Genomic DNA, 13,451 nt, shown 5'->3' on the forward strand with positions numbered 1-13,451 from the left:
CACAAAAACCTGTGGGAGCGAGCCTGCTCGCGATGAGGCCAGCAAGCCCAACATCCATGTGACTCAACTACCGCTATCGCGAGCAGGCTCGCTCCCACAGGAGGAAGCTGGTTTCAAGCGTCCCATGGGGCCACGGCGTCAACGTCAATCGCGTAGCGTTCAATGGCCTGGGCACAGACACTCGCGTCCAGACGCCCCTCATGCACCAGTGAGGTCAGCGCACTCAGGACGATCTGGTGGCGGTCCACTTCGAAGAACCTGCGCAGTTGGTTGCGGGTATCGCTGCGGCCAAACCCGTCGGTGCCGAGCACGGTGTAATGGCCATCGAGATAACTGGCGATCAACTGGGGCAAGGCGCGCACGTAGTCGGTACAGGCAATGATGGGCGCCGAGTCGCGAAGGCATTCTTGAACATGACTGCATTGGGCAGCTTGTCCGGGATGCAGACGATTCCAGCGCTCCACTTCACGAGCATCACGTGCCAACTCGGTGAAGCTGGTAACGCTCCAGACCTGACTGTCGATGCTCCAATCGCTGGCCAACAACTCGGCAGCGGCAATGACTTCGCGCAAGATCGTGCCGGAACCCAGCAACTGCACGGCGCCGCACGCATCCTTCACTTCATGCCGGGCAAATGCATACATGCCCTTGATGATCGCCTGTTCGACACCTTCAGGAAGGTTGGGCTGCGGGTAGTTCTCGTTCATCAACGTGACGTAATAAAACTCGTCGACCTGGCGCTCCAGCATCTGGCGCATGCCGTGATCCAGAATCACCGCAAATTCACCCGCGAACGCGGGATCGTAGGCGCGACAGTTGGGCACCATCGCCGCCATCACGTGGCTGTTACCGTCCTGGTGCTGCAAGCCCTCGCCCCCCAGGGTTGTGCGCCCTGCGGTGGCACCGAGCAGGAACCCGCGAGCGCGCTGATCCGCCGCAGCCCAGATCAGGTCGCCGATGCGCTGGAAACCGAACATCGAGTAATAGATGTAGAACGGCAGCATCGGCAGGCCATGCACCGAGTAGCTGGTCGCGGCCGCGACCCAGGAACTGATGGCGCCGGCTTCGCTGATGCCCTCTTCGAGAATCTGCCCGTCCAGGGCTTCTCGATAACTGAGGATCGAACCAATGTCCTCCGGCTCATAACGCTGGCCCACGCTGGAGTAGATACCGATCTGCTTGAACAGGCTGGCCATGCCGAACGTGCGTGCTTCATCCGCCACGATCGGTACAATGCGCGGCCCCAGTTGCTTGTCCCGGAGCAAGCCGCTGAGCATCCGCACGAAGGCCATGGTGGTGGACATTTCCTTGCCTTGGGCGGCGATGGCAAATCCGGCGTAGCTGTCTACGTCGGGCACGACCAATGACGCGCAGGCCGAAGGTCGCGCAGGCATGTAGCCGCCCAACGCCTGGCGGCGTGCATGCAGGTAGCGCATTTCCGCGCTGTCGTCGCTCGGTTTGAAGAAGCTCAGCGAGGTAGCCTGCTCATCCGTCAATGGCAGGTTGAAACGGTTGCGGAACGCGATCAACGCCTCATTATCGAGTTTCTTCTGCTGGTGCACAGTCATCTTGCCCTGCCCGGCGTCGCCCATGCCGAAGCCCTTCTTGGTCTGGGCCAGGATCACCGTAGGTTTCTTGCCCTCAAGCATTGCGCTTTGATACGCGGCAAAGATCTTCACCAGGTCATGACCGCCGCGTTTGAGGCGGTCGATCTGCTCGTCGGTCAGGCCTTCGGCCAAATGCGCCAAGGCTGCGTCCTGGCCGAAGAAATGCTCGCGGTTGAAGCGCCCATCCTTGGCCGCAAACGTCTGGAACTGGCCATCGACCGTGGCCGACAATGCGCGGACCAGCGCGCCGTCTTTATCCCGGGCAAACAATCTGTCCCAGTCGGAACCCCACACCAGTTTGATCACGTTCCAGCCCGCACCGCCGAACAATGCCTCGAGCTCGTCGATGATGCGACCGTTGCCACGCACCGGGCCGTCCAGCCGCTGCAGGTTGCAATTGACCACCCAGACCAGGTTATCCAGCCCTTCGCGCGCCGCCAGGGTCAACGCCGACATGCTTTCCGGCTCATCCATTTCACCGTCGCCAAACACCCCCCAGACGGTTCGCCCCGAGGTCTCTTGCAGGCCGCGATGCTCCAGGTAACGCATGAAACGCGCCTGGTAGATCGAGCTGATCGGACCGATCCCCATGGAGCCCGTCGGGAACTGCCAGAAGTCCGGCATCAACCACGGGTGTGGATAACTCGACAAACCCCGGGCGCCATTGGCTCGCGCGCCGATCTCTTGCCGATAGTGCTGCAGATCCTTTTCTTCCAGGCGCCCCTCGAGAAACGCCCGGGCATAGACGCCTGGCGCCGAGTGCGGTTGGTAGAACACCAGGTCACCCCCGCCGGTTTGGGTGCGCGCCTTGAAGAAATGGTTGAAGCCCACTTCAAACAGATCCGCCGCGCTGGCATAACTGGCAATGTGTCCACCCAATTCGCCATAGGCGTGATTGGCCCGGGCAACCATCGCCAGGGCATTCCAGCGCATGATCGAGGCCAGACGCTCTTCGATGGCCAGATCGCCTGGAAACACCGGTTGCTGCTCAACGCTGATGGTATTGATGTACGGGGTGCCATGGCTGGGCCGCCAGCCGATGTCCGAAGCGTTTGCCACGGCCAGCAGCATGTCGAGGATCTGTTTGGCCCGGCCCGTGCCGCCGTGGGCTGCGACGGAGAGCAACGCCTCACGCCACTCGGTCATTTCTTCATCCTCGGCAGCCTGGCCCGGCCATTGGGCATGGGGAGCGGACAGGTTCATAGGCAACTCCTGCAGGTGTCGGGTATCACTTGAAGGTGGTGCGAATGGCTCACTCGGGCGAGGCTTTTGACCTGCTCAACCGCCGCGATGACGGCATGTTCGGCCGCCTCGTCTGGTGCAACCGGGTAGAGGCATGGCTGACCAATGGAAAGGTCGTGCAAGAAGCGCTCATCAAGTTCACCTAGCACCACAAAATGGCAGTCACGCTTGGCCACTGGCACGCCAACGAGCTTGCCCGGCGCGGTGTTCAGCGTATCGACATGGATCAGCGCAACATTGTCAAAACAGCTGAACCCCTGATGGATCAAGTCAATATGATCGCTATCAAGTCCGCTCACGATGACCACGATGCGCGTACAACTGGAAGGCTCGCGCATCCACGTCATGGCGTAGGCACGACCCTCGGCGGTTCGGCTCATAAGCTTTGCCTTTTTCCTGTTTCAACAAGCGTATTGACGAGGACATGGGTTAGATGACGCCGCGCGCCTGCAGCACGCTTTTCGCCAGACTCCGGGTCGCCAATAACACCTCCTCCACCTGTCGATCCATCGCCACCGTGGATGAGGCTATTTCACCAAGTTCGACGACGCGCAGCGGGTGGCCGCAGACGGATCCCAGCCAGGTCAGACCAGAGAACGTGCCCACTTCCAGTAAAAAGCTGCCGTGGGGGACAGCGCCTAACAGTTGGCTGGCATAACACGTCTCACCCCCGGCAGACGGCTGCGGGTTGGAGCCGACCCGCAGCCAGTCGACCATCAACGCTTCGGCTTGCTTGACGGCCAGATAGGCCACCTGGTCCCAGTCATCTATCGCCACGTGCAGCTGGTCGATCATGTATTTGGGCAGCGCAGCGCTGGTCACGATGACCACCCCGGCATCCGCCGAAGGTTCCTTGATCCAGACTGCGGATTGCGATATCGCATGCATGGCGGTACTCCCGGCGGCTTGATTGCAGCAGCTTGCTCTCGGCGGCGATCCGACGATAAGGCCGTGACATTCAACATTGATGCCGACTCACCCAGCGCTTCGTGAGCAAGCTTGCTCCTACAGGTTATTGGCGTTTAATCAGCCGTTGCGGAACAGGAAGCTGTAGGCGTTCAGCGCAGGTGCCCCGCCCAGGTGCGCATAAAGCACTTTCGAGCCTTCGGGGAACTCGCCGCGGCGGACCATTTCGATCATGCCGTGCATGGATTTGCCTTCATACACCGGGTCGGTCAGTACACCTTCCAGGCTGCCGCACAGGCGAATGGCTTCCAGCGTACCTTCGTTGGGCAAACCGTATTCCGGGTAAGCGAAGCGTGTGTCGAGCACCACGTCCTCTTCGGTGATCTCACGCCCCAGTTCCACCAGCTCAGCGGTGTGTCGGGCGATACGCAGGATCTGTGCCTTGGTTTTCTCGGGCTTGGCCGAGGCATCAATGCCGATAACGTTCTTCGAACGGCCGTCCGCGGCGAAACCGACGACCATGCCGGCCTGGGTACTGCCGGTCACGGAGCAGACCACGATGTAGTCGAACGTGAACCCCAGTTGTTTTTCCTGCTCCCGCACTTCCTCGGCAAAGCCGACGAACCCCAGCCCGCCGTAAGGATGCTCGGAACAACCCGCCGGGATCGGGAACGGTTTGCCGCCCCGCTCCTTCACGTCGCTCATGGCCTTCTCCCAGCTGGGCCGAATACCGATGTCGAACCCGGCGGCATCCAGCCGTACGTCCGCGCCCATGATGCGGGACATCTCGATGTTGCCAACGCGGTCATACACGGCGTCGGAGTAGTTCACCCAGTTTTCCTGCACCAGCACGCACTTCATGCCCAGGTGAGCGGCGACGGCAGCGACCTGGCGGGTCTGGTTCGACTGGATCCCGCCGATGGACACCAAGGTGTCGCAGCCCTGTTCGAGGGCCTCAGGAATCAGGTATTCGAGCTTGCGCGTCTTGTTGCCGCCGAAGGCCAGGCCACTGTTGCAATCTTCGCGCTTGGCATACAACTCGACCTTGCCGCCCAGGTGTTCGCTGAGGCGTTTCAGGGGCGTGATGGGAGAAGGACCGAAGGTCAGCGGATAACGTTTAAAACGATTCAGGTTCATGACTCTGCTCCTCGATTATTGAATATCCAAGCGCCAGGCCGAAAAACAAAGGCTGCATTCCAGGCTCTTTCAGGGGGGCTTCGATGAGTTCAATACTAAGAAGAAATCAAAAAATATGTATTGCAAATAATCATCAAATGAAGAAACATAATTTTCACATAACCAATTCAAACATATTTTTATTGTGCATAAATCACCATGATCGCAACAAATAATCACAGCAAGTCGGGCGAAACAGTCCCAATGCCGCAGCCGCTGGATCGAACCGACCGTGCCATCCTCAAGACCCTGCAGCGAGATGCCTCCATCTCCAATGTGGCGCTTGCAGAGAAGGTGAAATTGAGCGCACCGGCATGCCTGAGACGCGTCGAACGGCTCAAACAGGCCGGCCTGATCAAGAACATCGTTGCACTGCTGGACAATCAAGCGCTGGATGCGGGGATGGTGGTCCTGATCGGCGTGGTGCTGGACCGCTCCACACCGGAGTCCTTCGCCGCATTCGAGGCGGCCGCACAAAAAGTGTCCGGCTGCATGGAATGCCATGTGGTGACGGGGGAATTCGACTACTTCATGTTGATCCGAACCAAGGACAGCAACAGCTTCAACCGGCTCCACGCGGAGCAATTGCTTTACCTGCCCGGGGTTCGGCAGATTCGCTCGTTCATGGGTTTGCGCCAGGTCTTGTCGACCACCCATATCCCCCTTTGAGGCTCAATTCAGCCCGCCAATGGACAGGAAGGTACGAGGGATTGGCAGGTCCCGCCGCCGGGATCTGCCGAATCGATGACATGCCTCAGCCCGCCGTCTTTTCTTTGCCGTCGTGGGGCAATTGTCCCACCGGACAGTCCGCCACCCCCACGGTGCGCCGGGTGATTTTTTCCACATCCTCCCGGGCCTTCTGCGCATCCAGAACCCAGGTGCGATAGAACTCGAACGGACAGTCGGCGATGCCCTTGTCACCATCGCCTGAATCGTAGAGGCCGGTGTAGCCACGGTGAAGCAGCTTGAACAAATGGTTCTGCGACTGATCGTTGGCCCGGGCATCGCGTATCTGCGAGATCGACAATTGGGCGTACTGGATGCCCATTTCCTCCTCCCCACACTCGCCCAGGGTCCGCCCGTCGAAACCGATGATCGCCGAGTGTCCGAAGTATGAATACACCCCGTCGAAGCCGGCGGCGTTGGCCACCGCGACGTAGCAGTTGTTGGCCCAAGCCATGCTCTTGGACATTTGCACCTGCTGCTCCTTGGCCGGGTACATATAGCCCTGGCAGCGCACGATCAGCTCCGCGCCCTTCATCGCACAGTCGCGCCAGATCTCCGGGTAATTGCCGTCGTCGCAGATGATCAGGCTGATCTTCATGCCCTTGGGGCCGTCGCAGACATAGGTGCGATCACCGGGGTACCAGCCTTCGATGGGGCACCAGGGGATGCACTTGCGATAGCGCTGGACGATCTGCCCGTGATTGTCGATCAGCACCAGGGTGTTGTAAGGCGCCTTGTGCGGATGTTCCTCGTGGCGTTCGCCGGTCAGGGAAAACACGCCCCAGGTATTGGCCTCGCGACAGGCCGCGCCGAAGATGGCGGTCTCTTCGCCGGGAATAGTCGCGGCGGTGGCCATCATCTCGTCACGGTCATAGAGAATGCCCATGGTGCTGTACTCAGGAAACACCACCAGGTCCATGCCCGGTAGCCCCTGCTTCATGCCCTTGATCACCTCGGCGATCTTGCGGGCGTTGTCGATGACCTCAGCCTTGCTGTGCAGGCGCGGCATCTTGTAGTTCACGACAGCAACACCGACGGTATCGGGGCTGCTGGAAATGTCGCCATGGCGCATGAAGAAATCCTCCGTCAGTGACTGATCATCCAGGGCCTGGGCCCGGTTTTGCTCTTGAGTCCCAGGGGATTGGCCTTGCTCGGCACCACCGGTTTGTTCGGGGTACAGCAACCGCAACCCTTGGGATGGCGCCGCTGCTGGTACTCGGCGACGGTCTGCGGCGCGTGGGTGCTGCGCTCATTGGTAGCAATGGCCTGACGCTGACTGCTCGACAAGCAATTCAAGGCCGGCACCGACAGCTGCAAGCCACCACCAGCGCCGCCACAATAGGGGCACTGGCAAGGCTCATGGCGCTGGTTCATGGGCCGCAACAGCGTGAAGGTGCCGCAAGCCTGGCACTGGTATTCGTAGGTCGGCATGGTGGGCGTCCTACAGGTCGGGAGCGATGGGCAGGTCGATGCTGCCGTCCAGATGCTTGATCGGACCGCTGGCATTGGGGTTGATATCGAAGTCGAAGATCTCGGTCGGCAGCCACAACGTCGCGCAGGCATTGGGAATGTCCACCACCCCGCTGATATGCCCTTGCACCGGCGCCGAGCCCAGCAATGCATAACCCTGGGCCGGGGAGTAGCCAAACTTGGTCAGGTAGTTGATCGCATTCAGGCAGGCCTGGCGGTAGGCGACGTTGACGTCCAGATAGTGCTGCTGGCCGCTCTCGTCCACCGAGATGCCTTCGAAGATGAGGTAGTTGTTGTAGTTCGGGGTGATCGGGCTCGGCTTGAACACCGGGTTCTTGATCCCGTACTTGGCCATGCCGCCCTTGATCAGCTCGACCTTCATATGCACCCAGCCGGCCATCTCGATGGCGCCGCAAAAGGTGATCTCACCGTCACCCTGGCTGAAATGCAGATCGCCCACCGACAACCCGGCGCCATTGACGTAGACCGGGAAGAAGATTTTCGAGCCCCGGGACAGGTCCTTGATATCGCAGTTACCCCCATGCTCGCGCGGTGGCACCGTGCGGGCGCCGGTGGCCGCCGCGTCATCACGGGCCTGGCCCTTGAGCTTGCCCATGTGCGCGGTGGCGGCCAGGGGGGCGTTGGCCAGTGGCGGCACGCGGGTCGGGTTGGTGTCGATCAGTTCCTGCTCACGGCGATTCCAGTCGGCGAGCATCACCGGATCAGGCAGGCAACCAATCAGCCCGGGGTGGATCAGCCCGGCGAAGTTGACCCCCGGGATATGCCGCGAGCGAGTGAACATGCCATTGAAATCCCAGATGGCTTTCTGCGCGCTAGGGAAATGGTCGGTGAGAAAACCGCCACCGTTCTGCCGGGAAAAGAAACCGTTGAACCCCCACTGCGAGTCGGCCTTGGCGCCGATATCCAGCAGGTCGACCACCAGCAGATCACCCGGTTCGGCACCGTGTACGCCCACCGGGCCGGACAGGTAGTGCACGGTAGAGAGGTCGATATCGCGCACATCCGCCGCATCGTCGTTGTTTTTGATCGCCCCGGCGGTCCAGTCATAGGTCTCGAGAATGAAGTCATCTCCCGGCTTGACCCAGCAGGCCATCGGGATGTCTGGATGCCAGCGGTTGTGGATCTGCTCATTCTCGGTGGCAGGCTGGTTGAGGTCGACTTTGATCAACGTATCGGTCATGGCAAAGCTCCTGAACGGTAGGGATGTACAGCGTTAGCAGCAGTCTTCAATGGCGGCGCGAATCGGCCAATACGTCGGATGACGTAGCGCCCCGTGCCGGGGCGGGCCTACACGGAGAGGTAACGGCTGATGGTCGCCTCGTCGACCTTGTCGCGGGTTTCCTCGATGACAAAACGCCCCTTCTCGATCACCAGGAAACGGTCGGCGATTTCCAGGGTGAACGACAGCACCTGTTCGGAGACGACGATGGTCAGGTCGCGCAGGTGGCGGATTTCCTTCAGGGTGCGGGCAATGTCCTTGATGATCGACGGCTGGATGCCCTCGGTGGGCTCATCCAGCAACAGCACCTTGGGCTGGGTCGCCAGCGCCCGGGCAATCGCCAGTTGCTGTTGTTGCCCGCCCGAGAGGTTGCCGCCCTTGCGCGAGCGCATGTCGTGAAGCACCGGGAACAAGGCATAGAGGTCTTCCGGCACCTGGCCTCGGGCCGAGGCCGGCAAGCCGGTCTGGATATTTTCCAGCACCGTCATGCCAGGAAAAATCATCCGCCCCTGGGGCACATAGGCGATGCCGTGCTCGACCCGCTCATGGGTCTCAAGGCTGGAGACCTCACGCCCATCGACGCTGATCTGCCCTTCCCATTGCGGGAGAATACCCATCAGGCTCTTGAACAGCGTGGTCTTGCCCATGCCGTTGCGCCCCATCACGGCGACGATTTCCCGCCGGGCCACGGACAGGTCGAGGTCGTGGAGAATCTGGCTCTGGCCGTAGCCACAGGACAGCTTGTTGACGTTGAACATGCCTGCCTCCTCAATGGCCCAAATAGACTTCAATGACTTTCGGGTTGCTTTGCACCGACTCCATGCTGCCCTCGGCGAGCACTCTGCCCTGGTGCAACACCGTGACCTTGTGGGCGATGCTCTTGACGAATTCCATGTCGTGCTCGATCACCAGCACCGACCGTCCCTGGCTGATGCGCTTGAGCAACTCGGCAGTCTGCACACGCTCGTTGACGCTCATCCCGGCGACGGGTTCGTCGAGCATCAGCAGGTCGGGGTTCTGCATCAGCAGCATGCCGATCTCCAGCCACTGCTTCTGCCCGTGGGAAAGCAAGTCAGCTTGTTGCTCCAGCAACTCGCCGAGAAATATCTCCCCGGCCACCTCTTGCACCCTGGCAATCACCGCTGCGCTGCGCTTGAAGAACAAGGCGCTGAACACCTTGCGCCCGGCGGGGTAGGACATCTCCAGGTTCTCGAACACCGTGAGGTTTTCGTAGATCGACGGGTTCTGGAATTTGCGCCCGACCCCGGCGCGGACGATGTTGTACTCGTGCATCTTGGTCAGCTCCTTTGCGTCGAACTGAATGCTGCCGCTGGTGGCGCGTGTCTTGCCGCAGATCAGGTCGAGCAAGGTGGTCTTGCCCGCACCGTTGGGGCCGATCACCACCCGCACTTCATTGCGATCGATATAGAGATTGAGATCGTCCACCGCCTTGAAACCATCGAAAGACACCGTCAGCCCCTCGATAGCCAGCACCGGCTTGTTCATCTGAAAACCGACGGCGGTCATGGCTGTGTCTCCAGGGAAGCACGCTCGGGGGCTGGGGTGGTCGGTTCGATACGGGGGGCTGGCGGCGGCAAGGGCGCGTCCACCGGTAGCCGGCGCGGGGTGCGCCGCAACCAGCGAGCCAGGGCCTGGCGACCATAGCTGTCCCAGAGCCCGGCCAGGCCATTGGGGAAGTACATGACCACGGCAATGAACAACCCACCCATCAGGTACAGCCACAGCTCGGGAAAGGACTCGGAGAAATAGGTCTTGCCGTAGTTGACCAGCAAGGCTCCATACACCGCGCCGAGCAGCGACATGCGCCCGCCGACTGCGGTGAAAATCACCATCTCGATGGACGGCACGATGCCGACGAACGACGGCGACATGAAGCCCACCTGCAAGGCGAACATCGCACCGCCGATGGCCGAGAATCCGGCGGCGATACAGAACACGAAGATCTTGAAGGCGGCCACGTCGTAACCGGAAAAGCGCACCCGCTCCTCCTTGTCGCGCATGGCCATCAGCAACCGCCCCAGCTTGGAAGCGAGAACAAAACGACCAATGAAAATGCAGCCGAACAGTAACCCCGCATTAATGAAATACAGCACCAGCTTGGCGCTGTCGGTGCGCAGGTCCCAACCGAGCAAGGTCTTGAGGTCGGTGATGCCATTGACCCCACCGCTCAAGCCCTGTTGACCGACAATCAGCACCGTCAGGATCAGCGCAATGGCCTGGGTGACGATGGAGAAATAAACATCCCCGACCCGTCGCTTGAACAACGCCACGCCAATGATAAAAGCCAGCAGCACCGGCACCAGGATCACCGCCAGCAGCGTGAAGCTGAAGCTGTGGAACGGCACCCAGAGCCACGGCAATTCGGTGATCTGGTTCCAGTCCATGAAGTCTGGAATTCCCGGTGTGGTCTGGATCTTGGTGCTGACCGGGTCGGAGGCTTCCAGCTTGAGGAACATCGCCATGCAATAGCCGCCGACACCAAAAAACACCCCCTGCCCCAAACTCAGAATGCCGCCATACCCCCAGCACAACACCAGGCCGACCGCGACAAAGGCGTAGGTCAGATATTTGCCGACCATGTTCAGGCGAAAGGCATCCAGGGTCAGCGGGAACACCACGAAAATCAGCAGCGCCAACAGCGCCACGCCGAGCAGGTTCGACTTGCCCGCCAGCATCTTGTCTAGAACGTTCATCGGCTCGCCTCTACTTGCGCACTTTGATGGAGAACAGCCCCTGGGGGCGCAGCATCAGAATCAGGATGACCCCGGAGAGGGTCAGCACCTTGGCCATCGAGCCGCTCAGGAAGAACTCCGAGATCGATTGCGTCTGGGCAATCACGAACGCGGACGCGATGGTGCCGAACAGGCTTTGCGCACCGCCGAAGACCACCACCAGGAACGTGTCGACGATGTACTGCGAGCCGGCGGTGGGCCCGGTGGAACCGATGGTGGTGAACGCCGCGCCCGCCACGCCGGCCACACCGCAACCCAGGGCAAACGTCATGCGGTCGACCTTGCGCGTGTTGATGCCCACAGCCCGGCTCATCACCCGGTTCTGCACAGTGGCCCGCACATGCAGTCCCCAGCGCGAACGGTATAGCAACACAAAAATGCCCGCCGTCAGCAGCAAGGTCAGGGCCATCATGAACAGGCCGTTGCGCGGAATTTCGATAGCGTCCGTCAGGTTGAACGAGCCCATCAGCCACTCTGGTGGCGTGGCACTGACTTCGCGGGCACCGAACACTGAACGGAAGGTCTGCTGCATGACCAGGGACAGGCCCCAGGTTGCCAGCAGCGTGTCCAGTGGGCGTTTGTAGAGCCGGCTGATCATCGCCCACTCCACCAGCCAGCCGATGGCGCCGGCGACTAGGAACGACAGGGCGATGGCGAAGAAAAAATAATAGGGCCCGAACGCCGGGGCGAAATGGCTGGTCAGGCTCGAACAGACATAGGTGGTATAGGCACCTATGGTGAGGAACTCGCCGTGGGCCATGTTGATGACCCCCATTTGCCCGAAGATGATCGCCAGTCCCAATGCCATCAACAGCAGCACACAGAACACGGACAAGCCGTTGAACCCCTGCATTGCCGCGATGGCACCAAACTCCGATAGCCATTCCATGATGAGGGTCTCCTGCTGGGAAGATGGCAGTAAGCAAGCCGCACCGGCGCCAAGCCCGGCTCTTGCAGGAGCCCGGCCGCCGCCGATGAGGCCCGAGCGTTATTGGTAACCTTTAGGGAACGGATTCGGCTCGATCAGACCCGACTCGTAGACCACCTTGAACTGGCCATCGGGCTGTACCTCACCGATACGGGTCTTGCTCCACAGGTGATGGTTTTCATGCACTTTCACGTCGCCTTCAGGCGCGGTTGTCAGTTCGATAGCCGGTGAGGCCGCCACCACTTTGTCGACGTCAAAGCTGCCGGCTTTCTCCACCGCGGCCTTCCACAACCATGGCCCCAGATAGGCCGCCTGGGTCACATCGCCGATCACCGCATCCTTGCCGTACCGGGCCTTGAAGGCTTCGACGAACGCCTTGTTGTTGGGGTTGTCCAGGCTCTGGAAGTACTTCATCGAGGCATAGAACCCGGCCATGTTCCCGCCGCCGATCCCGAGCAGTTCATCTTCGGTCACCGACAGGGTGAGCAAGGTCTGCTTGGCCGCGTTGACGCCCGCGGCATTGAGTTGCTTGTAGAACGCCACGTTGGAACCGCCGACCACGGCAGCGAACACCACGTCGGGTTTCTTCAGCTTGACCTTGTTGATCAGCGAGCCGAACTGAGTGTTGCCCAGCGGGTAGTAGTCTTCCCCGACCACCTCACCGTGCAGCACGTTTTCAATGTGCTTGCGCGCGATCTTCATTGAGGTACGCGGCCAGATGTAGTCCGAGCCCACCAGGTAAAAAGTCTTCGCGCCCTTGGTCTTGGCGATCCAGTCGAGGCTGGCGAGGATTTGCTGGGTGGCTTCCTGGCCGGTGTAGATCACGTTCTTGGACTGCTCCAGCCCTTCATAGAACGTCGGGTAGTAGAGCAGGCCGTTTTCCTTCTCGAAGATCGGCAGCACGGCCTTGCGCGAGGCCGAAGTCCAGCAGCCGAACACCGTCGCCACCTTGTCGTTGACCAGCAACTTCTTGGCCTTCTCGGCGAAAGTCGGCCAGTCGGAGGCGCCGTCTTCCTGGATCACCTTGATCTGCCGGCCGAGGATGCCGCCCGAGGCGTTGATCTGCTCAATGGCCAGGCGTTCGGCCTGGATGGAGCCGGTTTCGGAAATCGCCATGGTCCCGGTGGCCGAGTGCAATTGGCCGACCGTGACTTCGGTCGGGGTCACGGCCAGACCGGTGCTGTTGGCCTCATCCGCCAGGACACCCTGGCTGAACACACTGGCGGCCAGTAACGACAGGGCCGCTGCTCCCAGCGCCAGACGGCGCGGCAACAGACCTTGGGTGCGGATCAATCGTGGTTCCATGCTGCTACTCCTCTGCGGTGGCGCTGCGGGTTCGCCCTGGGGCGGCCAGCAACGGTGATGGCATGAGCATGGCGGTGCGGAGCGGCAGCCGGTATACG

At 60.8% G+C, this 13,451-nt stretch carries 13 protein-coding genes; 1 reads left to right on the top strand and 12 read right to left on the bottom strand.

Features of this window, described 5'->3' with window-relative positions; all coding sequences use genetic code 11:
• Positions 1-113 precede the first annotated feature (113 nt).
• The 4 genes from mdeB to BM132_RS24650 form a co-directional block, all read right to left on the bottom strand.
• Positions 114-2,810 carry an alpha-ketoglutarate dehydrogenase gene (mdeB, locus tag BM132_RS24635; RefSeq protein WP_092459377.1) on the bottom strand — a complete coding sequence of 899 codons (2,697 nt, stop codon included), beginning with the start codon at positions 2,808-2,810 and terminating at the stop codon, positions 114-116.
• A complete protein-coding gene (locus BM132_RS24640; RefSeq protein WP_092459379.1) occupies positions 2,807-3,229 on the bottom strand; it encodes a hypothetical protein in 423 nt (140 codons plus the stop codon). Before BM132_RS24640 ends, mdeB begins: the two co-directional genes overlap by 4 nt.
• 49 nt (positions 3,230-3,278) lie before the next feature.
• Positions 3,279-3,737: a transketolase gene (locus BM132_RS24645; protein WP_092459381.1), complete on the bottom strand. Its 459-nt coding sequence runs from the start codon at positions 3,735-3,737 to the stop codon at positions 3,279-3,281.
• 138 nt (positions 3,738-3,875) lie between these two features.
• Positions 3,876-4,892: a 1-aminocyclopropane-1-carboxylate deaminase gene (locus BM132_RS24650; protein WP_092459383.1), complete on the bottom strand. Its 1,017-nt coding sequence runs from the start codon at positions 4,890-4,892 to the stop codon at positions 3,876-3,878.
• 198 nt (positions 4,893-5,090) lie between these two features.
• On the opposite strand from BM132_RS24650, the gene BM132_RS24655 reads away from it, so the two are divergent.
• Positions 5,091-5,600, top strand: coding sequence for an Lrp/AsnC family transcriptional regulator (locus BM132_RS24655; protein ID WP_092459385.1), 510 nt, complete (start codon positions 5,091-5,093; stop codon positions 5,598-5,600).
• A gap of 85 nt (positions 5,601-5,685) precedes the next feature.
• Here BM132_RS24655 and BM132_RS24660 read toward each other — a convergent pair whose 3' ends face one another.
• The 8 genes from BM132_RS24660 to urtA form a co-directional block, all read right to left on the bottom strand.
• Positions 5,686-6,729, bottom strand: a complete 1,044-nt coding sequence (locus BM132_RS24660) for an aliphatic amidase (RefSeq protein WP_092459387.1) — start codon at positions 6,727-6,729, stop codon at positions 5,686-5,688.
• A gap of 14 nt (positions 6,730-6,743) precedes the next feature.
• On the bottom strand, positions 6,744-7,088 hold the full coding sequence (locus tag BM132_RS24665) for an FmdB family zinc ribbon protein (protein WP_092459389.1): 345 nt from the start codon (positions 7,086-7,088) through the stop codon (positions 6,744-6,746).
• A 10-nt stretch (positions 7,089-7,098) separates the two neighbouring features.
• Entirely contained in the window at positions 7,099-8,328 is a 1,230-nt protein-coding gene (gene fmdA, locus BM132_RS24670) for a formamidase (protein ID WP_092394474.1), read from the bottom strand.
• Between the two features lie 107 nt (positions 8,329-8,435).
• The gene (gene urtE, locus BM132_RS24675) at positions 8,436-9,125 is read right to left on the bottom strand and encodes an urea ABC transporter ATP-binding subunit UrtE (protein WP_092459391.1); all 690 of its coding nucleotides are present in this window, start codon (positions 9,123-9,125) and stop codon (positions 8,436-8,438) included.
• 10 nt (positions 9,126-9,135) lie between these two features.
• Positions 9,136-9,894, bottom strand: a complete 759-nt coding sequence (urtD, locus tag BM132_RS24680) for an urea ABC transporter ATP-binding protein UrtD (RefSeq protein WP_092459393.1) — start codon at positions 9,892-9,894, stop codon at positions 9,136-9,138.
• Positions 9,891-11,081, bottom strand: coding sequence for an urea ABC transporter permease subunit UrtC (gene urtC, locus BM132_RS24685; RefSeq protein WP_092459395.1), 1,191 nt, complete (start codon positions 11,079-11,081; stop codon positions 9,891-9,893). Before urtC ends, urtD begins: the two co-directional genes overlap by 4 nt.
• A gap of 10 nt (positions 11,082-11,091) precedes the next feature.
• Complete coding sequence (gene urtB, locus BM132_RS24690; protein ID WP_177193292.1) at positions 11,092-12,009, bottom strand: urea ABC transporter permease subunit UrtB; 918 nt, start codon at positions 12,007-12,009, stop codon at positions 11,092-11,094.
• Between the two features lie 99 nt (positions 12,010-12,108).
• Entirely contained in the window at positions 12,109-13,353 is a 1,245-nt protein-coding gene (gene urtA, locus BM132_RS24695; protein WP_092394486.1) for an urea ABC transporter substrate-binding protein, read from the bottom strand.
• Positions 13,354-13,451: the final 98 nt, after the last annotated feature.

The organism is Pseudomonas sp. NFACC45 (assembly GCF_900113505.1).
Classification (GTDB): Bacteria; Pseudomonadota; Gammaproteobacteria; order Pseudomonadales; family Pseudomonadaceae; genus Aquipseudomonas; species Aquipseudomonas tehranensis.